A 23474-nucleotide genomic window follows, 5' to 3' on the forward strand; every position below is an offset into this window, starting at 1 on the left:
TATATATAATTTTAGACGCTTTAGTGTTATTTTTGTTTCAATAATTAAATATAAAAATAGTATTTATTAAATTCATATTAATTGGGTTTTGTTACGGACTCATCAAAAAATATGAAATTTGTATTTTTGATATTGATAAAAAACAATAATGAAAGTAAGAGAATTAAGTTTATTCACTGATAAATTAGAGTTGGAGAAAGCGTTTTACTCTGAAACACTTGGTTTCAATATAATTAAACAGTCTACTGATAGCTTTACCTTAAAAATTGGTTGGAGTAAATTAACATTCTTAAAATCTGATATAGGATATAAATACCACTACTGTTTTCTAATTCCATCTAACAAGCTGGATGAAGCTATTAGTTGGATAGAAAACAAAACCACTGTTTTAGATATCGAAAGCGGTAGAAAAACACAACATTTTGAAACTTGGAATGCGGAATCTTTTTATTTTTATGATGCTAGCAGAAATGTTGCAGAGTTTATTGTGAGGCACGATTTAAAAAATCAAACCGATACACCGTTTAGTATTGAAGATGTTATCTGTGTTAATGAAATTGGATTGCCAACAACATCAATTATAAAAACCAACGCTATTATAAAAAAAGAAATAGGTTCTGACTTTTGGAAAGGAGATAAAGCTAATTTTGGAACCAACGGAACCCAAGAAGGTTTGTTTTTATTACCTAATTACGAAACTAGAACCAAGTGGTTTCCAACTAATTTGCGTGTAGAGCCATCTCCTTTTGAAGCTGTTATTGATAGTGATAACGTTTTATATGATTTTCAATTTTCTAATGAAGAAATAATAATAAAAAAGAAATAGTTTTAAAGTATCTGTGGATAATAGGCAACAACATATACAATTACTTATTAATCATATTAATCAAGATGTAACACTTGATGAAATTGGTCTTAAAAAACTATCTTCTATTCTAATAGTTAAAGAGCTGAACAAAAAAGATTTTTTAATTAAGCCAGGAGAAACCGCTAATACCATGAACTTTATTGTGGAAGGTTGTATGCGCAGTTATTACCTTGACGAAAATGCTCAAGAACATACTTTACAATTAGGAATTGAACAATGGTGGATAAATGATTTATATAGTTATTTAAGTAGAAAAAAATCCAGAATGTATGTGCAAGCTTTAGAAAAAACATTGCTCTTACAGCTACCAAGACCTGAATTGGAAAAACTCTATATCGAAGTTCCTGAGATGTCTCATTTTTTTCGTAAAAAAATTCAAAATGCTTATGTTGCCACTCAAGAACGCGTGATTGATAGTATGAGTGATGATTCTTATGATCGTTACGATAATTTTAGAAAAACATATCGAGATATTGAACAACGTGTCCCTCAATACATTATAGCCTCTTACCTTGGTGTTACTCCAGAATTTTTAAGCTATTTGCGAAAAAAACACACTTAAATTCGTTTCTTAAGATACCTTAAGTTTTTTCTTCTATCCCCACACTAATTTTGACCCATATAATAAAACATGGGTTATGTTACGATTTACTTACTTTTTATTTTTTGCAACGTTTGGGTTTTTGGTGTCAAATGCCCAAAGCGTTAATTTTTCTCCCGAAGTAACAGTAGGAGATCGCTCTGCAGGGTATCAGCATTTTATTGGATACAAATTTAATGACACTTGGTCTATCAATAATGTATCGTTGTTTGACACCGAGCATGCTAGCGATAAGAATAACATCTTTTTTATAAGAAATATGTTGTCCTACAATCTCAACAAACATTTTAAGGCTAATGTAGCATTAGGAATTAAAAATCCAGGTGCATTTGCAACCTTATCCTCTCAATATCAACATACATCCCCAAATTTTAAGTTAAGCTATGCTATTGGTTGTACATATCAAAATGGATTTACTCTAGAACAAACCTTAAAACTGAATTATACTCCAGCCTTAAGCAAAAATATCCAAGGCTATATAAACCTCTCCGTTGTACTTAGTACTAATTTAAAAGTACTCGAAAGAGGTATTCAACAACTGCGGTTCGGAATAAAAAAAGAAAAATTAATAACAGGAATGGCAGTTAATCTAGATCAATTTACCAAAGCTGAAAAAACACTTGAAAACTTTGGTGTATTTATAAAATATAACCTTTAAATAAATATATTATGAACACAAAACAACACATCGGATTATTACTATTAAGAACAAGTATTGCATTTACAATGCTAATTTATGGGATAAGTAAATTATACTTTGGTATTGAATACATTAACGGTTTGCTAGAGCAATATGGCCTCCCTACATTTTTAGGCTATGGCGTTTTTGTTGGCGAAATTATCGCTCCCATTCTGATTATTATTGGATTTAGAACCAAACTAGCAGGACTGGTTTTTGCGATAAATTGCTTTGTAGCGATTTTAATGGACAGACTTCCAGATATTTTAGGTTTAAATGAACACGGTGGTTGGTCAATAGGATTAATTTTCATCTATATGATGTTTGGGGCTGCCATGTATTTAATAGGTGCAGGCAAGTTTGCAGTGTCAACCAATAACAAATGGGATTAACACCATAGCTATGAGACTATTTTTTCTTTCAGTATTAGGATTAGCGGGAGGTGTGTTTTTAGCAGTACAGGCTGGATTTAACTCACAATTGGGTAGCACTTTAAAGCAACCTATTCTTGCTGTAATTGCAAGTTCAATTAGTAGTGTAATATTTGGGTGCTTACTATTGTTGTTAATAGGCAAAGGGAGCATTCAAAACATTACAACAGCTCAAGTACCTTGGCACCTATGGTTTATTGGTGGCTTGTTTAGCGTAATAGGCATCGCTATATACTTCTATAATATTCCAAAAATAGGCATCTCCAAAATGATTGCTCTCGGGCTATGTGGACAGCTTATATTTTCTTTAATCGCAGGGAAATATGGTTGGCTAAATCTACCGGTAGAGCCAATTACTACTAAAAAACTTGTTGGAGCTATTGCCATGGTGGCAGGCATCATATTAATTAACATAAAATAATGGAAACAATACAATTAAATATTCAAAACCTAACTTCATTGTGGAAAAGCGCAACTCAGCCTTTTAAAACTTACAATGAAGATAAGAACATCGGTTACTGTTTTGTACCGAACTCTCAATGGCCGAATAAAGTATGGCTAAAAAAAGAGCATAATCCAGAGATCCTAAAAGAAATTGAAATGCTTTTAAAAGCAGAATTAGTTGGCCTTACCTTTTCTTATTTTGATTTGGATGATAAAAAGCAAAACAAAATAATTTTTGACTATCCTGGTTTTTATGAAGTATCGATACAATTTGGAATGTCATTAAAGCTTTCAAAAAAAGTTAAGACCTCTAAACAATTGAAATTCTATTTGGTTACTAATCCCGAAGATACCTTAAAATGGAGTCAATCATTTCATCAGGCCTTTGGATATAAAATCTCAGATAAAACCATTAATAAAACCTATCATCACATAAACTACTATCTAATTTATGATCAAGAAAATATTTTAGGAACTGTCATTAGTTTTCAAACAGGATCAACAATTGGCATTCATAGTCTTGGCATATTACCTAATATGCGGGGTAATGGCTATGCTACAGAAATAATGTATAACCTTCTTAATAAAGGTATAGAACAAGGATGTAATCTAGCCACTTTACAAGCTTCTAAAATGGCTAAATCTATGTATGAAAAAATAGGATTTACAACAGAATATATAATGAGAAACTACAAATTAAAAACACAATAACATGGAATTATTAAAAAATTTAAACTGGCGTTATGCCACCAAAAAATTCGATACTTCTAAAAAAGTATCCAATAGTGACCTTAACAAGTTAAAAGAAGCGGTTCAATTATCGGTTTCTTCTTATGGATTGCAACTATACAAAGTCTTAATAATTGAAAATCCAGAGATACGGGAGCAATTAAAACCAGCATCATGGAATCAAAGCCAAATAACCGACGCATCCCACTTGTTTGTATTCTGCAACTATACAGATGCTACCCCAGAAGCCATAGATGGTTTTATTAACCAGACAGCCAAAACTCGAAAACTAGAGTTAGAACGACTCAATGGCTATGGCGATTTTATAAAAGAAAAACTAAACGAGAAAACACCTGAAGAAAAAACAAGTTGGCTAAAATCGCAAACCTATTTGGCTTTAGGAAATCTTTTAAATGCTTGTGCCGAATTAAAAATAGATGCTTGCCCTATGGAGGGATTTGAGCCCGAAGCCTATAATAAAATTTTAGATCTAGATAACCAAGGTCTAAACGCTGCTGTAATCGCCCCCATTGGTTATAGACATGAAGAAGATCATACTATAGGGCAACAAAAAGTACGCAAACCTATGGAGCTACTTTTTGAAGTAGTTTAGACATATTTACTTTTTTGTTTTAAAGGTTTGGGTTAGTTTCCAAACCTTTTTTAATTTAGTCATGTTTTATTAAATGGACTCCTTTTATGGAAAACGAAATAGTAAAATTAATATCTAGGCACCTTGAACTCACTCATGAAGAAGCTTCTGCTTTTGCTGAATGTATTCCAATAGAAACATTTAAAAAAGGCGACCTACTTTTAAGAGATGGACAGGTTTCAAGAGATTCATATTTTGTTATTGAAGGCTGTGTTAGAAAATACTATATCATTGATGGTGAAGAACGTACTACAGAGTTTTATGTGGAAGACGAATCTGTGGCATCCCTACAAAGTTATACAAACAAAACACCAGCAAACCACTATTTTGAATGTGTTGAAGATTGCAGACTTGCTGTTTTAAACCATGAAAAAGAACAGGAGTTATTTAAACGTGTTCCTAAATATGAAGCTTTATGCCGAATGTCTATGGAAAATGATTTTGGCGAGCAGCAGGAAGCCTTAGCCAAGTTTATAACGTCTAGCCCGGAAGAACGTTATAAAAATCTTTTAGGGACCAGACCCGACTTAATACAGCGCGTACCTCAATATCATCTGGCGAGTTATTTGGGTGTAAAACCTGAATCATTAAGTCGAATTAGGAAACGTATAGCTAAAAAATAAAGGATATTTACGCCTTTTAAATTACACGTTATAGTGCTTTAGGTAAAGCGCATCAAGCACGTTAATATTTAGTTGATCTGAAACTAATTCTTTAGTGTTAATACATAACGCCCCAGCAATGGCACCAAACTTCATACATTCTTGTATTGATCTAATTAAAGAATAAGCATAAAGAAAACCAGAGAAAAAACAATCACCTGCACCATTACTGTTTATTAACTCAAAATCTAAAATAGCAGGTTCGTATATCCATTCTTTTTTGTCGGTATAAGCTGTTGCTCCATTACCACCATGAGTACAAACAACAAGTTTTTTACCTACCTCAATCATTTGTTGCATAAAAATCCTATAATCATTTATGTTTTCAGAGCTAAAAAAAATATAATCAGATGCATCAATAAAGTCCTGATGATACGGGTTCTTTCCATCATAATCATGTAAATCGGTCCAAACCTCCTTATTTAAATCTTTACATATAGATATAAAGTTTCTGCAATAGTTTGAAATATTTATTACAACAAAATCAGAGGATTCAATATTACCCATATATTTATTATAATCTATAAATAGGTTTTCAGAATTTGGGTTTGTAAAAATAGAAATTCGCTCTCCTTTTGAATTTAATATATTTACATGCCTTTCTGTTCCTTTAGGATCAATGCCATATGTAAAATTAAGATTTGGTTTATTCAAATACAACTTTACTTTAGCCCCATATTCGTCAACACCCAGCACGGAAAACAAGGTAGTATCAAATCCTAGATTTGAAAGCGCTAAAGCCTTACCTGCTCCTGTATTACCAATGGTTTCATTGTAAACACAAGAATGAATAGTTTGAGGCTTAGGCTCAAAAAAATCAGGTAAAGTAATTACTGCATTATAAGAAACACCTCCGCATACAAAAACCTTTTTTCTTTTAAATTTCATACCATAAAATTTTAGTCGAACTGTTACTACTTCAAGATTTTTTAAGAAAGATGCTCAAGAAATATTTCCAGAGCATCTCAATAACAGCTATTAATCAAGGGTACTATTTTAATAACTTTTATAGTTTTATAGCTTCATGATTTTCAGTCCATTATAGAAGAATTTGACAGCATAAATTGAACCTTACTTTAATAGTTTATTTGCTATAATTCCATAATTTTTATTTTGACCAAAAGTAGCATAACATCATAGCATTTTCGTTAACTTTGGTTAATATCAATTTTCTGTCTAGCTACCATGTTCTAATCTTTCCTTGATGCCAAAACTTACCGCTTTCAACATCAGTATTTAATAAATTTAAAATATCTAAAGCTACATCCTTAGGCTTACGAGATGCTTCTTGCCCCCCCATATCAGTTTGTGTCCATCCTGGATCTAAAGACGATACTTTTATACTCTTACTTTCTAATCGTTTTGCCAACAATTTGGTGTACATATTCAAAGCAGTTTTTGACATTTTGTAATGTGGCTGAAAAGCATCAAAGTTTTGTTCACTAAAAGAGCCCCAATCAGACGTGATATTGATAATATGTCCGTTAGAAGTGAATAACGGCAACAGCTTTTCGGTGAGTTCAATAGTACCAAAAACATTAACATCAAACGTATGTCTCAACTGCTGTATATTAATAATAGATGCATCCCATTTTTCGAGTAAAACACCAGCATTATTGATTAAAAAATCAAGTTTTACATCACCTATATTCTCAACGAATTTGTCAATAGATTTACTGTTTGATAAATCGAGTTTTAAAAATTTAAAACTAGAATTATCTATTGGGTTATTCACTGTTGTTGAGGAACCAATCACCTTAAAACCTGACTGGTCACTCAACAACTTAACTGTTGCTAAACCGATACCTCTGCTGCTTCCTGTTACTATTCCATATTTCATAGCGTGCTTTTTTTAGTTCTTTTATTTAAAATAAACATGGTTATTGTATAAATGAATACAATAGTAAAAGGAATGATTACAAATCTCTGTTCCGGAAACAAGTACCAAAACAATACAATTAAAACGGTTCGCAGTACTGCATGGAAAATTCCAATCCAATGTTTAATTATCCAAGAAAATGGCAGCCACATGGTTCCTGTTAAAACACCTACGGTTAAAGGTAATGATGTATAATCTGTTAAAAAGAAAGGTATTGCAATGGCATAAACCAAAACCGCTTGAGCAACAGTAAATAGGAATAAACCATCAAACACATTTTTAGGTTTTGATTTATCAAGAAAATTTTCACCAGTATATTTCGAAATAAATAGCGCTAAATACACAATACTTCCCGTGGCAATAAACAATATCCAAACAGTAATTCTATCAGGTAAAAACAATCCTGAAAGACCTACTAAAAACCAAGCTAACAAACCGGATAAAGGTGTTGCTAAAAACTTTCTATTTGCAAATTCGATACGTTGTTTTTCTAGAGATCTCATAGTTTTAAAATATTTCGATAAATTTATTTTACAATTTTTTTGCAGAAAAAATAGCTCTGTGATATACTTTTTCAGTTCTGGTTCATTATTCTTTCTTGCAATTTGAATTACTTTTTTATACCATTTCTTTGCATCTTCAATTTTGTCATTTGTTTATAATAATTTCCTTTTGTAAAAAGCAATGATTTATAAATGGTGTTGTCAAACGTTTTATTCTATTTTGTGTTGAAAAGCACATCCGCATTTACCCAATAAACTTCTCCTTTTTCAACACCTGCCCATCCTTTTATTTTTGGGTTGTTATATCTTCTGGAGAAGATAAAATACTTCCCATCAGAAGACATATACGGACAATAATAGCGCCAGTTACTTTCGTATTTTAATGGTATTTCTTTTGGTTTTGTCCATTCACCATTATTATTAAATGTTATTTGAAATTTACCTTCTCCATTGGTTATGGCATACCGTTCATCAGGAGAAACGTAAGTTATTAGTTCATTTTTTTCAGCCTCAATGTTTACGATAACAGGGGCTTCAAATTTTTCATTCCCTAAATATTGAGCACGATAAGTATTCATTCCTCCTTTATCACTTGGTCGTCTTGAGCGAAAATATAAACTCCCATCTTCCGTAACTACAGGATAGGTTTCGAAGTTTTGTGTTGAAATTGAAAAGTCTACTTTTGAAGCCAATCCCCATTTACCGTTCACTTTTTTACTCTTATAAATATCTGGTGGTATCCTGTAAAGTTCTTCTCGAGTAACATCATTTTTATAAAGCTTAGGGTCTACCCCCAGAAAATACATTGTCTTTCCGTCTTTGGTAATTGTGGGGTCACAAGCCACTGAAACCAAAACATTATCATCATACATTTTAATGGGCTTAATTTCAGACCACTTGCCATTAATCAATTCAGAATGGTGAATAACAAAACTGTTGTCCACAATTCTTGAAAAGAACATTTCTGTATGGTCATAATTAAAAACTACATTAAGTTCGATACTATCAGTGTTAACAATTGATGGTGCAAATAATTTAGGAATTGTAGAAGGTGGTTCCTGATCGAAATATGAGATAGTATTGTTTTTACAATTAAAAAATGTTGCAATGATTAAGAAAAGCGATAAAAATTTATTCATTTCTGTTAAATGTTTGATTACGTTTATTATATGAAATGTAAGCAATTTCTAAGTACGTAACTTACGGTCAAACACAAAGTTTGTTGTGAGCCGAAAGCCTTGTCTTTATTAATGTTTCGTCTATTTTTTTATAAGCATTGTGGCAATTAGTTTTTTTTATTTCCAAGTAAATTACTTATCAAGTATCCAAGTTGAAATTTCATTTAAAAAATTAGCTACAAACTTCCTTTCAAGAGTTGCATATTCATCTCTACTTCCTGTAATCGCCTTTTGGTAAAAATGATTCGCATTTTCAAATGTTACAAAATGATAATCGGTCCCTGATTTAAGAAGAGCGTTCTCCATACGGTCTTTATTTTGGTCAATAGCTACCTGATAATCTAAGCCTCCAAATAAACCAAGCACAGGTACTTCTAATTGCTCCAAGTCTTTGGAAGGGTCATAGTACAAAAAGGTAGTAAGCGAAGGCAACGCATATATTATTTTGAATTCGTTGGCTTTAGCCATAGCATTTTGTTCTATTTTTAGGCTATCAACTTCTTCTCCGAACGATAATTCATACATTATGGATGCCGTGGTTTCTTTGAATAATTGATATGCTTCGTTAATATTCTTTTTATCTTCAATAGCTCTCATTAGTTTATTATGTGCTGAAACATCAGCTTCAATTAAATTTTTTGGTAAATCTGTATGCTCATATTCTTGTCTCACTTGATACGTAACCACCTCTATTAATGGTACAGATGGCGCACCCATTAAAATTACTTTTTTCACAGATTCATTTCCAACAGCAACTTTTCCTGCAAGAATACCTCCTTGGCTATGACCAAATAATATAAAATCATTGAATTGATGCTCTTTTTCGGATTCAAAATACTTCATTATATTTTCCAAATCTTGTGAATGGTTCTCGATAGTGCTGTTGACAAAATTACCCGTACTAACCCCAACACCTCTGTCATCATAACGAAAAGAGGCAATACCTTTAGAAGCCATATGTTCGGCGATAACTTTGAAAATTTTAAATCCTTCTAATGTTTCATCCCTGTCCTGAGGTCCGCTTCCAGAATTCATTATCACTAATGCTTTTGTTTCAATATGTTCAGGTATAGTTAATGTTCCACCAATTATAATGTCATCCCCTTGAATTATTAGCTCGATTTCTTTCGAATTATGAACACTTTTTTCTTTTTTTTGAGCTATTATGATCTGATTATATAGAAAAAAAATAATAGCTATGATCAGTATTTTTTTCATTGTCTTTGAGTTTTATTTTATTTTATTTTAAATAAATTGTCGATTTCAGATATAATACTATCATTTGGTGCGACTTTATAAAACTCCTCAAGTAAATCTAAAGTCGTTGGTTTTTTAGGGTATTTATGGTGTAAAAGAAAATCCTGAAGTGCTTCATTCACTTTATCTTCCCCTATCAATTCACTAAATTTCACCATTGCTATTGCCCCCTTAGAATAACTAATGTGTGCATATCCAGGCTTAACTTTATATAGTGGCTGATTATCATATAATCCTTTTTCGGTATCATATATTTGCTCATGTATTTTCAGTCTTTCTATCATTTTTTCTTTTCCATACATCTTTTTATATAGCATCATTTCAGTGTACATAGCTAGAGTTTCAGTAAGCATCGTAGCACCTTCCCTATAATCTGGATTAATTTGGGTGTTTCCCCACCAAAGATGCGAAAGCTCGTGTCCTGCCAATTCATTAATAACATCTTGTTTTTTATCGCCTTCCAAATTGGTATGAAAAATCATGTCTTCAGTCATGAATACAGTAGATGGGTAGGCCGTTGCAGCAAAACCTGAAGTGAAAGCGGATATTTCAACAAAATTGATTGTTTTAAAAGGATACTCACCAAAGTTCTCTATACAATAGTCAAGGGTGATTTTAGCATTATTGATAAGGTGTTCTATATTCTCAAAGTGCTTTTTATCATAATATACATTAATGGCTATCTCATTATGTTGAATGGATTTATGTTCATATTCAGCAGATGATAAAGCAAATCGGAATGGTATATTTTCTGCACTGTATTCATAGTAATTCCTGTTGTTTTCAGACCATTGCTGTATTAAATCTCCAGTACCTAAAGCTGTTTGAGTTTTTTCAGTAGAAATGGTCATTTCTAAATTGATAAAATCTTTTTTAAATACTTCAGGGCTTTCTAATGCTTTCAATTCTGAAGCTTTGCCTAAATTAAATTCAGTCCGTTTCTCTGCGTCATCAATTTCTCTATCACTTTGATACCCAAAAGTTGGATAGTAATTACTGACTCTCATAAAGGAACCATTATTTACAATAGCATTAAAGGATTGGTGTCCGTTTACAGCAAACCATTTGTAGGACAAATAAAAGGTTAAACTAGCTACTTCATTAGGTTGCAACGGTTTATTCAAATTAACTTCAGTTACATATTCTTCAATTTGTAATTTATCCCAACCACTTTTAAATAAAGCTGATTCAATTTTTAAATCAGGATGAAAATTGATTAATACGCTAGAAATTGGCTCATTGGTGTTATTTTTTATAACATAGTCTCCACTTATTTCATATGCATTTTTAGAAGGATACAGATTAATTTGGGTAGTCACATCTGTAATTGTTGGATGTGGAATGGTTTCATATTTTTTAAAAACTTTTTCGTAATTAACGGCTTCTAAGGCTAATTTCTCCTTATTATTTGGCATATAACCATTCAAGAAAAATATACCGCTAGTGATACCCAAAATAAGAAAAGCAAAAGCTAACAGGGTTTTCTTTCTATTAAAAGTTTTGGTCTTTACAAAATCATTAATCAACCAGAGTAAAGCGATTAAACCTATTCCAAACAAGAGGCGTTGTGAGAATGCTAAAAGATAGATTCCATAGCCATTAAAGTCACTATAAATTCCATTATAACCAGAAAATATATGTAATAATGGATACGAAAAGATGTAATTTGATAAGGGACTAGCTAAAGCAAAAACGCTTACCGTAGAAACACCCAAACTAGCATATCGGTTATTAATCGTATCATTTATCAATAACAAAAAGGCAGAAAACAGAATTAAAGGACCTGAATTAAAGATAAAGACACCTAAATAGGCGTTCCAGTCTATACTATAATAGCCATAACTAAACTGAAAAACCAATGCTTCAATGATTAGAAGTGTTGTAAAAAAACTAACTAATATACTTGCAGACATAAAATGACCTGTCATTTTACTCTTTGAAAAAAAGATACTTTTTTCGATTAAACTAAAATTAGAAGCATGACTTCTCCAATATAAATCATTGACAAAATAGGCTAAAATCATTAGTCCAACTAAAAGGAAGTTTGATGAAATAGAAGTCGCCAAAAGACCAGAAGTTGCATATTTTTCAGGTAGTCTTATACCTTTGTCAATGTCGGCATACATTTCCATCCCAATATAAAATATGAGCAATAAGGAAACAGCGGCAATAACAACACTTTTAAAAAGGTATATTACATCTAATTTGGTAAAGGATAATGCCGATTTAAAATCCATTATACTTCCAAAATTTAACTTTGTTGTTTTTATGGATTTTAAATTCCTAATAGAATTAACCACATTGTCCTTTACTTTCTTTTTAGCTTTATAACTCTGTTTTCTTGAGAATGTAAACAGTCTATAACTGCTCCATAAAAAGAATCCAGATATAAATAGAAAAACTCCTCGATTTAATAGAAATATATTGGTCAATGGGACAATAACATCATTTTTTTGAGTCACTGAAAATGATCTTGCTTCAAAAAAGTAGGCTGATAATCCAAAAGGATCCAACATCGCAGAGATTTGTTGGGCCTCTATGGATTGTGGCATACTCCCAGACATAAAAGGGGAATTAGAAAATACTAATAACACCATATAAAGCACATAAAGCAGTAGCCCTCCAATGACTACCAATAGTTTTTTTTGTGTTGTATAGGCTATAAAAAATAAAAAGCTGCAAACAAATAATGCATTGAGTAACCCAAAAACAAGTAATGGATAAAGATAATGCCATACATTTAACCCCATTTGCATCTCGTCTCCCGTTCGTGAATTTTGACCTATGACAAAACCTAAAATCAAAAACCCAAAACTTAAGAATGTTTTCAAGAAGAAAAAACAAAAATTTATCTTTTTGGTAAGTCATTTTGGAAAAAGGAAGCGCAAAAATTACCAAGTCGAATTTTGCGTCCCATTCTTTAAATAGTATTTGATTAGCATATAATATGGCAAAAAATATAATTGATAAGCTTAACATTCCCATCATAAAACCAATGGTGTATGGTGAATTAAGATATATACCTTCGCCAGCAGTCATATTGAATTTATTACCAGAAAACACGCCTAAAAGCACGATGACTAAAAACATTGGATAGATAGTCCATCGTTTTGAAATTTGACTAAATTCGAATTGTAATATAGCATTCATAACATATGTTTTTAAGCAAGCGTTTTAAAATACACGTGCTCCAATAAAGGTGTTACAGCATTAAATCCTTCAGGTTTTGTTTCCGAAAAGATGGTAATGTGTAGTACTCGTTCAATTAATTGCTGACTAATGATTTGATAATTTGATTGGTAGTTTTCCAGTTCATCATGTTTAATAGCCTTTGACCAAATTTTATGTTCCAGTTCAGAAATCAATTCTTTAGGTTTTCCTGTTTTTAAAATCTGCCCTTTATTCATAATGGTCATTTCGGAACATAGATTTTTTACATCTTCAATTAGATGTGTAGATAGAATTACTATAACTTCATTGCTTATATCACTTAACAACATATTAAAGCGATTACGCTCTTCTGGATCTAGTCCAGCAGTAGGCTCATCTACAATAACAATTTTGGGATTCCCTAGTAAAGCCTGGGCGACACCAAAACGTTGTTTCATTCCTCCCGAAAATGTATGCACTTCTTTGTCTCTAAAATCCCATAGATTGACTTTCTCCAATAAATATTGAATTTGAATTTGGCGTTCTTCTTTATCTTTCAAACCTTTTAAAACAGCAATATGACTTAATAAATCATAGGCATTAACTTTAGGATAGACTCCAAAATCTTGAGGTAGAAATCCTAAGTTCTTTTTAATGTAATCGGGATTGCTAACAATATCTACATCATTGAAACCAATACTTCCAGACGTGGGTTTTTGTAATCCAATTATGGTTTTCATCAAAGAGGATTTACCGGCACCATTAGGTCCTAATAAACCAAACATGCCGTTTTTAATTTCCAAAGAAATGTTTTGTATTGCCTGATGACCATTTTTATAGGTAAGTTCGAGATTGTTAATTTTTAAAGTATTCATAATTTTAGTTTTTATAATAACTTTGGTTTTTCCAATCTTCTTTATTAATTGGCATGTAAAATCCCGATGACTTAGCTATTTTATGTGCTTCATTCATTATTTCCTTGATTGATTTTATTTCAAAAGTTTCTTGAGAACGCTCTTATATTAATTTTTATATTTATAATTATTTTAAACTATTTCTATATAACAATAAGTAGCTTTTTAAAACCTTTTATGTTTATACACATAATAAGAATGCAGCAACAAAGTAGCGCTGTTAAGAAAATATTACTTGCTTGAAAAGGATAAACATTTGTTCTAAAAGAAGTGTTTTGATATTTTATTTTTAATTAAAATTATTGATGGTTAACACTGCTATTTCTCTAGTAATTTTTGTTGGTGAATGACAATCACAATTACTAAATCCTATTACATAAATATCTAAACTAGGAATATACACACCCATAGATTTAAACCCGAAGATGCTTCCCCCATGTTCTCTTGTTGGAATACCTTCAATATTTTTTAAGTGCCAACCATATCCATAGGTAAATTGTTCACCATTATTTAATGTGCCTTTTGTAAATACCTTGTCTATCGTGCTATTGGCAACTAAAATATTGTTGTTAATAGCCTCTTGCCATTTTAACATATCATCTACTGTAGACATCAATGATCCAGAAGCATAAGGAATAGATAGGCTGACATTCATTTTATTAATAAACCCTCCTCTGTTGTGATATCCATAAGCTCTGTCCTTGACAATCTCTCTTTCGCTCGCATAACGAGAATTATTCATTCCAACTTTTTCAAAAATGTTTTGTTCAATAAAGTCTTCATAAGCTTTGCCAGATACTATTTCTATGATGTAACCTAAAACCACATAACCAGAATTATTATAGTCAAACTGTTCTCCAGGTTGAAAATCTGTAGGCTCGTCTTTAAAAAAATCGACCAAATCTTTGGGTGTCAAATCTTTTCTTGCAATGCTCATAATTGATTTCATTTTAGTAAAATCTTTTATTCCAGATGTATGCGTCAATAAATGGTGAATTGCGATATTGTTCCCGTTTGGGTAATCTGGAATGTATTTTGAAATAGTGTCATTTACATTTAATTTTCCTTGTTCTTCCAATATCATGATACCAACTGCGGTAAATTGTTTGGTCATCGATCCAATTTGAAACACGTTGTCTGGCTTCATATTCACATCTAATTCAATATTGGCTTTGCCGAAGGCTTTTCTATATATGGGTTTTCCTTCTTTAGCTACTAAAAACACAGCACCAGGGCCATTATTATCTTTAAATACAGTTGCTAAAACACTATCAATTTGAGTTTCCACTGTTTGGGAATAACCAACCTGTAGTGTATTCATGGCAATAAAAATAAATAAGCCTATTTTCATGATTATTAATTTCATTCTATTCGATTTTTGATTGATTATTTATTTAAATTTTCTGTAATAAGTCAAAACTAGATCATTCAATATCCAAAAAACTTAAGGTATCTTAAGAAAGGTTAAAAACTTAAAATTGAAAGTAATTATGACTGCAAAGCACGGCTTAAGGTTACACGGTTTTTATACTATTCCTTTTAAAAGACTTCTTCTTAAATCCTTTAATTAATAACCAAATGGTAAACGAGAACTCACCAATGACTGAAGGCATAACCACTATGACTTCGAAAGTGCTTTTATAATCGATATAATTTGACATAAATAATTTTGCCACCCCATCAATGGTATAACCTATTGCCGCAAGCATCAATAACATCCCTAATGATTTTGGGATATATGTTGATTTTAAAATGATATACCCTAAAAAAATTAAATGAAAAGCGAAGAATAACAGTCCAATAGTCCAAAGCTCATCAAAGCCTATTAATAGCTTTGTTACTCTATGCTGTATAACCTCTGCATTACTTACGTTATTTGTTAGTTGATAGATTTTCCATAATTTAAATAAAGCAGCTCCAAAAAATAAAGCATGCAATAACCTAAAAAAAGAGGCCAGATAAGATATGCTTTTACTAATTGATTTTGTTAAACCAAATAGCGCCCAAACCAATAACCCATCAAAAAATAGCATAACTAAAAACCCAAGCAATCCTTTGCCAAATTGCGAATGATTATTCATAAAATTTGAAGTTGTAGCTATTGAATTATTAACATCAATAAGACTTTCAAGCACAGCAAAGTTGGCATAAAAACCAGCTATAAAAACCATTACATAAGCTACACCTGATATTTTAGCTATTTGTTTCATAATCCGCATATAAAATACCCTGCAAAATTATTAGCTCAAAAAATAGATTTCATTGACTTTGGTTAAGAAAAGTTTGTGATGGCTTAAACCAATGGTTTGGTTGAAGCAAACATAGCAAGACGATTAAATGTTAATACATATTATAAAGAGATACATTAAGTTCCTAACTCCAGTTCATAGACATTTCAAGAAATACGGGGCAAATATTTTACACACATATGCAAAGCATTCATGAGCTCCTTATTTAAACGATAAAAATCTGCGAATAACTTCCAACGCTTGCCAGCTCCAAAATAAAAACTACCCTTTTTGAACTTATCAAAAACCGCATATTCGAGACAATATCCGTCATAAAAAATTTAGATGATTCTCATGGGTTGCCGTAAGAGCTTAAAATTACTCTAAAAGATATTTTCTAAGCACTTGTTATGTGTAGAACTTCAATTTATCCTTTTTACCCTTTCATTATCTGTTCCTATACTTTTTCGGTTTTGGTGAAATAAGTGTTTTGGTGAAGTATTAGTGAAACAAAAAAGCTCCACTAAAAAATAGTGAAGCTTTAAGTGAGCCCTGAAGGATTCGAACCTTCGACCGCCTCCTTAGAAGGGAGGTGCTCTATCCAGCTGAGCTAAGAGCCCGTAGTTTTTGTGTTTCTACGAAAACGTGTTTGAGTTGGCAAATAAATTGCCACACCCTTTATATTATTTAAACAATCAATAAAAACTGCGATTTTACAACCATAATGTGGCGTGTCATGCGCAATTAATTTGAAAAGAACTTTAGTTTATTTACGTATTGCAAATGTGCGTGCAAATATAATATGCTATTAACTATTATACAAGATAATTTATTCTATTTTTTTAGAAACTATCTTAAAAATCGTGAATATGGAATTTATAATTCTTTAAGTTTAATATTTCTGTACCAAACTTTATCGCCATGGTCCTGTAATCCAATATGTCCGGTTTTGTAGGTACCGAATCCTTTCCAATCTTTAAATTTGGAATTTGCAATCATTTTTTCCCATGCTTCACCACGAAGCGGAAATTCAACTATGACTGTTCCGTTTAACGAGGCACTTCCTTTATTGGCGTTATGGTCAATTTTAATTTCAGTTAAATTCCATTCTCCTGCGGGTTTGCACACATCGTAAGCGGGCTCAACCAAATCGTACAAAGCTCCAGCTTGATGAAATTTTGGATTTGCCTTAGCATCGGCATGCCTTTCGTTATCCAATACTTGTATTTCCATACCTGTGTGATAGGCTTCGGGATAAGCTTCGTCTTCAAAAACACCCCAAAAAATACCGCTATTGCCTCCTTCTGAAATTTTCCATTCGAGAGACAAAATGAAATTGGTGAACTTTTCTTTAGTGATAATATTTTTACCGCCATTTTCGCCAGGTGTAAAAGCTAGAGTTTTATTTTCAATGGTCCATTCCGGGTAAATGGAATCAGCCAAATAACCTCGCCAATTATCTAATGACGTTCCATCAAAAAGTGTTATCCATTCTTCTGAAGCCTCTATTTCAATGGTATTGTCACCTTTATTTTCAATAGGCAAACTCGTTTTTTTCTGTTTACAAGAAACTATGATTAACAACACGAATAATAAATGAATTAACGATTTCATAATTAATGATTTAAATAATTATATGCCAAGTATTTTTTTGATTTGATTCTCATCTGTTTCGCCACCGGCAAAATCATCAAAACTACGTTTTGCAGCTTCAATAATATGTTTTTGAATGAATGGCGCCCCTTCTCTTGCCCCTTGAGCCGACGATTTTATACAGCATTCCCATTCCATTACCGCCCATACATCACAGCCATAAGTGGTTAGTTTTGAAAATATACTTTTAAAGTCCACTTGCCCATCGCCCAACGACCTGAAGCGTCCTGCGCGATCCTTCCAATTGGCATACCCGCCATAAACCCCTTGTTTTCCTGTGGGGTTGAATTCGGCATCCTTCACATGAAACGCTTTAATCCGTTCATTATAATAATCTATAAAGGTTAAATAATCTAGCTGCTGAAGTACAAAATGACTGGGATCGTAAAGTATATTTGCCCTTTTATGATGCTTGGTTGCCTCCAAAAAACGTTCAAAAGAAATACCATCATGCAAATCTTCTCCCGGGTGAAGTTCGAAACAGACGTCAACGCCAACTTCATCAAAATGATTTAAAATGGGTGTCCATCGATTTGCTAATTCCTTAAAACCCATTTCAACCAATCCGTTAGGGCGCTGAGGCCACGGATACATGGTGTGCCACATTAAAGCCCCTGAAAATGTAGCATGTGCATTTAAACCTAATCTTCGACTTGCTGTTCCAGATTTCTTAACAACATCTATGGCCCATGCTGTTCTTGCTTTTGGGTTGTTTCTAACTTCCTTTGGAGCAAAACCATCAAACATGGTATCGTAAGCCGGATTTACAGCAACCAACTGCCCTTGCAAATGCGTTGAAAGTTCGGTTATTTGCAATCCGTAAGATTCTACCTTTCCTTTTAATTCATCACAATAAGTTTGACTTTCGGATGCTTTATCGATATCAATTAAACTGGATTCCCAGGTTGGAATTTGAATGCCTTTATAACCTAAATCTGATGCCCATTGGCACATGCCATCTAGGGAATTAAACGGTGCTTCGCTTCCTGCAAATTGCGCTAGAAAGACTGCTGGTCCTTTTATTGTTTTCATATTTTAAAAATCTTTAATCTAATTTCCTTCCCGATAACTATCAGAATTAGAATAGGTTATTTAGTAAAAACCTTGATTAAAAATCAAACTGTGGTTTTATACCTTCACCCAAATTGAATTGTTTTTATCACTCTCCACGGCTGCGTAAATAAATTTCATACCTCGAATGCCATCTTCAACCGTTGGGTAATCTGTTTTTTTAATGGTATCGCCATTATTTATGGCTTTAATGTGTAAAGCAAAATTTCTGTAAATGGTAGCAAATGCTTCTAAATATCCTTCGGGATGCCCTGCCGGAATTCTGGATACGTTTAAAGCTTCTTGATACAAACCGTTGCCATTAGGCGTAAATATTTTTTTGGGCTGGTCTATCCAACGTGTAATTAATTCATTTGGATTTTCTTGATGCCACTCCAAGCTTCCCTTTTCACCATAAACTTTAATGGCTAAATTGTTTTCTTCTCCCAATGCGATTTGCGAAATCGACATGGTCCCTTTGGCACCGTTTTCCAAACGCAACAACAAATTGCCATCATCATCAAGCACTCTTCCTTTACCAAACCGCCCTAAATCTGCAGCTATTTCGGTAATTTTTAAACCTGTAATATATTCTAATAAATTTTCGGCGTGGGTACCAATATCGCCCAAAGCACCACCTATTCCAGATTTTTTAGGATCCACTCTCCAAGCGGCTTGTTTATTATCTGTACTTTCTACGGCAGTAGACAACCAACCTTGTAAATATTGAACTTGTACTTTTCTAATCTCGCCTAAGTCGCCATTTTGCACCATGGCTCTGGCTTGTTTAACCATGGCATTTCCTGTGTAATTGTGGGTTAACGCGAGAAGTTTTCCGCTGTTTTTAACCACTTTTTGAAGTGCTTCGGACTCGTCCAAAGTTAATGTTAAAGGCTTGTCGCAAACCACATGAAACCCATATTCAAGTGCCATTTTAGCTGGTGCAAAATGCATGTGATTGGGAGTTACAATAGCCACGAAATCCATTCGAATATCTTCTGGAAGTTCCTTTTCCTTCACTATCATTTCCTCATAACTGCCATAACATCTGTCTGCCTCAAGATAAAGCGCCTTTCCTGAAGCAATTGATTTTTCAGCATTGCTGCTAAAAGCACCACATACTAAATCAATCATGCCGTCAATAGCGGAAGCTTTTCTGTGGACATCACCGATGAATGACCCGATCCCACCTCCTATCATTCCCATTCTTAATTTTCTACTCATAATATATATTAAGCTTCTACGGTTTTTCTTTGTTTTTTCATATAAATATTCAATCCTAAAAATGCCACAATTAAAATAGCGGGCAGTATAGACATGGTTCGCAATGCCTCGGCTGCATTAGCATCGTCCATCAATTTCCCCATCACGGGCAATACAATGGATACCGAAAACATGCCTGCTCCTCCCATAATTGATAGTCCCAACGCGCCGGTTTCCGGTAAATACTCAGCTACAAAACCTAACATTGTTGGCCAGAAAAAAGTAACGCCTATAGCAAAAATAGCCGCTGCAACAAAGGTCATGCCGCCACTGGTAATTGTGAGCAACCAAAGACCAATAAAAGTGATGATAGCCGAATACAATAGCATGCCCGATGGCCTTAATTTATGGACGACCTGACCTGCGGATAATCGGCCCAATGCCATAATACCATTTATAAATGCCAACACCAACAAAGGCGCCGAAACGGATTCTTTTAACAAGGATTCAATGCGCTGTGTTGTTCCCAGTTCTGAAGCAGCGGTAAGAAACATACAAAATACCATAAATAAGAATAATGGATTTAATACGCTTTTAAACATTTTCTTGTTGCTAATACCCAATTGAACGCGCTCTGTTACTGGGAATTTTTCTCCAAAAAACAACAGGCCATAAATAATTAACGGAATAAATAAGGTAGCCACCATAACCTGCCAGCTTAACCCCAAGACATCCATGATAAGCCATCCTAATATGGAACCAATTACAATACCTCCTGGAAACCAGACATGAAACCTGTTAAGCATTTTGGTTTTACTTTCGGGATACATGGATGCCACTAACGGATTTAAAGCTGCTTCAACCATTCCATTGCCTATGCCCACAAATAATGTTGCAATAAAAAGCGAGGTCATAGAGTCTGCCATTAAGGTTAATACAATGCCTATAATGTGTGTAAAAAAAGCAATCCAAGTAATTTTTTTTATTCCAAGTAAATCAACTAAAGGCCCGCCAACAATCATGGCAATGGTAAACCCAAAAAAGGCTGGTGCAAAAGCATACCCAAGTTGCTCTAAAGTTAACCCGATGCCATCTGGCCCAAAAACAGTTTCCAGTTTTGCCCTTATGGCAAAGGTCATGGCTGTTGTAATTAAGGCTAAACAGCTCGCTAAAAAAAGCTTGTTTTTATTAATATTCTCCATATTATATAATTTGATAAGTTTTTAATTAGATAGCTTTTTCCCAACTCGTAGTAACAACTTTTTGGTCGCCAAAATGCCAACTTTCTCATCTAGCTTACTGCCCTCGTACTCTACACCAATAAAACCTGTGTAGCCCGCATCTTTAACTATTTGTAACATTTTAGTATAGTCTATTCTTGTGTCATTTCCTTGTTCATCAAAATCATAGGACTTTGCGCTTACAGCTATGGCATAAGGCATCAATTCTTTAACCCCTTTATACTTGTCGTATTCATCTTCGCATCCATCGCTTTTTCGTTTGATACAAAAATTACCAAAATCAGGCAATGTTCCACAATTGGGCATATTTACTTTTTCCATCACTGTTGCCAACCATTTTCCGTTTGATGTAAAACCTCCATGATTTTCTACCAGAACATTAATGCCTTTGGTTTTGGCGTATTCAGACAGCTTGGTTAAACCTATTACAGCTTGCTTCAAAACCTCATCATAAGTACCTTTGCCATGTGCATTCACCCTAATGGAATGGCACCCCAAAGCTTGAGCTGCATCAACCCATTTTTTGTGGTTTTCTACGGCAGCATTTAATTCGTTTTCATCACTACTTGCCAAATTACCTTCACCATCAACCATAATTAAAAGGTTTTTTACGCCATATTTTTCGCTTTCAGCTTTTAATGTATCAACAACCGCATCAATACCCAATTCTTTTATTTCTTTATTATAAAGTCCGCTAACATATTCAATGGCTTCAAAACCTAAAGCATTGGCCTCTTTTGCAAAATCGAAAGGACTCATTTTTCCGCTTCCAATCCTTTTATGTAAAGACCATTGCGCTAATGATATTTTAAAAAACATAGGCTGTTCCTTCTTTTTTTCTATTGACGCGGTGGTATTTTCTTTAGATTTTTTACAAGCTGAAAAAGCCAAAAACGACAATACAATGATCACACCTGTAGTTTTGTGAAGAGACTGTTTTAAATTCATGTTTAGTAATTATTTAATTTTATGGTAAAACTTAGTTAACCACGTGAATATAAATATAAGAACTTAAAAGCATGTGTATTTTTATTCAGTGAAAGAATTTAAACAACCAGCATGTATGATTTATTAGGTTTAATTAAACTGAAAATGCTCAACCGAATGCTTTAACCTATAAGCATTTGGCGAACATTTTTCGTGTTTTTTAAATACAGTTGCAAAATATTGACTTGTAGCAAAACCACACATGTAAGCCACTTCGGCTATGGTTAAACCCCTTTGGTCTAAAAGTATTTTTTTCGACATCTCTAAGCGCTTCATGGTTAGGTAGCGCATGGGCGTTAAATTCGTCAATCGTTTAAAATGGTGTGTAAACCGGGTTAAACCAACGCCTGCCGACTGAGACATTAATTCTATGGTCCAGTTTTCGGTTAAATTGTTTTCAAGTTCTTTAAGAAAAAACTTGACACTTCTTGAGCTATCGGTCAACGATTCGTTTAACACAATATCGTCTGTATTCAACAAATCGAGTATCAAAATTAACAAGTAATTAATAAGGAGTCTTAATTTAGAAGCACTACTGCCATCCACATCGGTATCCACCGCTTTTCCAATTTGCAAAAAGCAATCCCTTATTTTTTTATCGGTTTTTAAAATAGATTTTTCATTTTGCCTTAAAATGGTTGTGAGCCTGGTTAAATCTTCCGGAGTCAAGGTTATCCAATCGGGCCACTCCCATTCTTGATGTGGCCTGCGCACGCCCAAATCGATAATAACCCAATAAAACTTTCCCATGCCAATATGCGGGTTACCCACTTTATGGGCTTCCCACGGCCTAGTGATAGTAAGATAATTGGGCTGTAAAACCATTTCTTTGTTTTCTTGCGAATACGGCATAGTGCCCGATTCCAAAAAATGAAATTCTATACCTTCATTTCGGTGCCAATCCAAGCCCCAATCTTGTGGCTCGTTGGCATCCCAATACCCAATACTGTTTAACCCTAAGGTGTTTTTATCCAATCGGTCTCCCGGATAGGTGTGTCGTGCCAACGCCTTAAATTTTAATTTTTTACGATCAAAAGCATCAACTAACGGTAAGCACGTATCGGCATGATACACAATTCCATTTGCTTCGTAAGGCTGTATTTTTTGTATGTTTATTTTCACTGAAATAATTTGAACATTGATATAGCGCAAATTAATTAATTTT

24 protein-coding genes and 1 tRNA gene are annotated in these 23474 nt (G+C 33.2%); 9 read left to right on the top strand and 16 right to left on the bottom strand.

The annotated features are described in order from the left end of the window. The first annotated feature begins 148 nt into the window (after positions 1–148). From RNZ46_RS16335 to RNZ46_RS16370, 8 genes are all read left to right on the top strand, one after another. On the top strand, positions 149–826 hold the full coding sequence (locus RNZ46_RS16335) for a VOC family protein (RefSeq protein ID WP_316983242.1): 678 nt from the start codon (positions 149–151) through the stop codon (positions 824–826). Between the two features lie 13 nt (positions 827–839). After that, the gene (locus tag RNZ46_RS16340; protein ID WP_316983243.1) at positions 840–1430 is read left to right on the top strand and encodes a Crp/Fnr family transcriptional regulator; all 591 of its coding nucleotides are present in this window, start codon (positions 840–842) and stop codon (positions 1428–1430) included. A gap of 76 nt (positions 1431–1506) precedes the next feature. After that, positions 1507–2127, top strand: a complete 621-nt coding sequence (locus RNZ46_RS16345) for a hypothetical protein (protein WP_316983244.1) — start codon at positions 1507–1509, stop codon at positions 2125–2127. Between the two features lie 11 nt (positions 2128–2138). Further along, positions 2139–2540: a DoxX family protein gene (locus RNZ46_RS16350; RefSeq protein WP_316983245.1), complete on the top strand. Its 402-nt coding sequence runs from the start codon at positions 2139–2141 to the stop codon at positions 2538–2540. A gap of 10 nt (positions 2541–2550) precedes the next feature. Continuing rightward, on the top strand, positions 2551–3000 hold the full coding sequence (locus tag RNZ46_RS16355) for a DMT family transporter (RefSeq protein ID WP_316983246.1): 450 nt from the start codon (positions 2551–2553) through the stop codon (positions 2998–3000). Next, complete coding sequence (locus tag RNZ46_RS16360; protein ID WP_316983247.1) at positions 3000–3734, top strand: GNAT family N-acetyltransferase; 735 nt, start codon at positions 3000–3002, stop codon at positions 3732–3734. Before RNZ46_RS16355 ends, RNZ46_RS16360 begins: the two co-directional genes overlap by 1 nt. A gap of 1 nt (position 3735) precedes the next feature. Next, positions 3736–4365: an NAD(P)H-dependent oxidoreductase gene (locus RNZ46_RS16365; protein WP_316983248.1), complete on the top strand. Its 630-nt coding sequence runs from the start codon at positions 3736–3738 to the stop codon at positions 4363–4365. An 86-nt stretch (positions 4366–4451) separates the two neighbouring features. After that, on the top strand, positions 4452–5027 hold the full coding sequence (locus tag RNZ46_RS16370) for a Crp/Fnr family transcriptional regulator (protein ID WP_316983249.1): 576 nt from the start codon (positions 4452–4454) through the stop codon (positions 5025–5027). Positions 5028–5048: 21 nt separating this feature from the next. Here RNZ46_RS16370 and RNZ46_RS16375 read toward each other — a convergent pair whose 3' ends face one another. The 6 genes from RNZ46_RS16375 to RNZ46_RS16400 form a co-directional block, all read right to left on the bottom strand. Beyond that, a complete protein-coding gene (locus RNZ46_RS16375) occupies positions 5049–5954 on the bottom strand; it encodes a carbohydrate kinase family protein (RefSeq protein WP_316983250.1) in 906 nt (301 codons plus the stop codon). Positions 5955–6246: 292 nt separating this feature from the next. Continuing rightward, the gene (locus tag RNZ46_RS16380; RefSeq protein ID WP_316983251.1) at positions 6247–6906 is read right to left on the bottom strand and encodes an SDR family NAD(P)-dependent oxidoreductase; all 660 of its coding nucleotides are present in this window, start codon (positions 6904–6906) and stop codon (positions 6247–6249) included. Further along, complete coding sequence (locus RNZ46_RS16385) at positions 6903–7448, bottom strand: DUF7010 family protein (protein WP_316983252.1); 546 nt, start codon at positions 7446–7448, stop codon at positions 6903–6905. The genes RNZ46_RS16380 and RNZ46_RS16385 overlap by 4 nt, the downstream gene beginning before the upstream one ends. Positions 7449–7663: 215 nt before the next feature. Continuing rightward, complete coding sequence (locus tag RNZ46_RS16390; protein WP_316983253.1) at positions 7664–8587, bottom strand: hypothetical protein; 924 nt, start codon at positions 8585–8587, stop codon at positions 7664–7666. A gap of 171 nt (positions 8588–8758) precedes the next feature. Then, complete coding sequence (locus RNZ46_RS16395) at positions 8759–9844, bottom strand: alpha/beta hydrolase family protein (RefSeq protein WP_316983254.1); 1086 nt, start codon at positions 9842–9844, stop codon at positions 8759–8761. A 17-nt stretch (positions 9845–9861) separates the two neighbouring features. Further along, positions 9862–12714: a M1 family aminopeptidase gene (locus RNZ46_RS16400; protein WP_316983255.1), complete on the bottom strand. Its 2853-nt coding sequence runs from the start codon at positions 12712–12714 to the stop codon at positions 9862–9864. Positions 12715–12830: 116 nt separating this feature from the next. On the opposite strand from RNZ46_RS16400, the gene RNZ46_RS16405 reads away from it, so the two are divergent. Continuing rightward, positions 12831–12980, top strand: a complete 150-nt coding sequence (locus tag RNZ46_RS16405) for a hypothetical protein (protein WP_316983256.1) — start codon at positions 12831–12833, stop codon at positions 12978–12980. A 64-nt stretch (positions 12981–13044) separates the two neighbouring features. On the opposite strand, the gene RNZ46_RS16410 is transcribed toward RNZ46_RS16405, so the two are convergent. The 10 genes from RNZ46_RS16410 to RNZ46_RS16455 all read right to left on the bottom strand — a co-directional run bounded on the left by RNZ46_RS16410 (position 13045) and on the right by RNZ46_RS16455 (position 23431). Beyond that, the gene (locus RNZ46_RS16410; protein ID WP_316983257.1) at positions 13045–13908 is read right to left on the bottom strand and encodes an ABC transporter ATP-binding protein; all 864 of its coding nucleotides are present in this window, start codon (positions 13906–13908) and stop codon (positions 13045–13047) included. Between the two features lie 328 nt (positions 13909–14236). Continuing rightward, positions 14237–15268 (bottom strand): serine hydrolase domain-containing protein, encoded by a 1032-nt coding sequence (locus RNZ46_RS16415; RefSeq protein WP_316983258.1) that lies wholly within the window; start codon positions 15266–15268, stop codon positions 14237–14239. Between the two features lie 193 nt (positions 15269–15461). Beyond that, positions 15462–16157 (bottom strand): DUF4386 domain-containing protein, encoded by a 696-nt coding sequence (locus RNZ46_RS16420; protein ID WP_316983259.1) that lies wholly within the window; start codon positions 16155–16157, stop codon positions 15462–15464. A gap of 564 nt (positions 16158–16721) precedes the next feature. Continuing rightward, positions 16722–16795, bottom strand: a tRNA-Arg gene (locus tag RNZ46_RS16425). Between the two features lie 256 nt (positions 16796–17051). Beyond that, the gene (locus RNZ46_RS16430; protein ID WP_316983260.1) at positions 17052–17789 is read right to left on the bottom strand and encodes a 3-keto-disaccharide hydrolase; all 738 of its coding nucleotides are present in this window, start codon (positions 17787–17789) and stop codon (positions 17052–17054) included. An 18-nt stretch (positions 17790–17807) separates the two neighbouring features. Beyond that, positions 17808–18860, bottom strand: coding sequence for a sugar phosphate isomerase/epimerase family protein (locus RNZ46_RS16435; RefSeq protein ID WP_316983261.1), 1053 nt, complete (start codon positions 18858–18860; stop codon positions 17808–17810). Between the two features lie 96 nt (positions 18861–18956). After that, entirely contained in the window at positions 18957–20102 is a 1146-nt protein-coding gene (locus RNZ46_RS16440) for a Gfo/Idh/MocA family protein (RefSeq protein ID WP_316983262.1), read from the bottom strand. A gap of 8 nt (positions 20103–20110) precedes the next feature. After that, a complete protein-coding gene (locus RNZ46_RS16445) occupies positions 20111–21283 on the bottom strand; it encodes an MFS transporter (protein ID WP_316983263.1) in 1173 nt (390 codons plus the stop codon). A 21-nt stretch (positions 21284–21304) separates the two neighbouring features. After that, complete coding sequence (locus RNZ46_RS16450; protein ID WP_316983264.1) at positions 21305–22270, bottom strand: sugar phosphate isomerase/epimerase family protein; 966 nt, start codon at positions 22268–22270, stop codon at positions 21305–21307. A 129-nt stretch (positions 22271–22399) separates the two neighbouring features. After that, positions 22400–23431 carry an AraC family transcriptional regulator gene (locus RNZ46_RS16455; RefSeq protein WP_316983265.1) on the bottom strand — a complete coding sequence of 344 codons (1032 nt, stop codon included), beginning with the start codon at positions 23429–23431 and terminating at the stop codon, positions 22400–22402. Between the last annotated feature and the right edge of the window lie 43 nt (positions 23432–23474).

Source organism: Hwangdonia lutea, assembly GCF_032814565.1.
Lineage (GTDB): Bacteria > Bacteroidota > Bacteroidia > Flavobacteriales > Flavobacteriaceae > Hwangdonia > Hwangdonia lutea.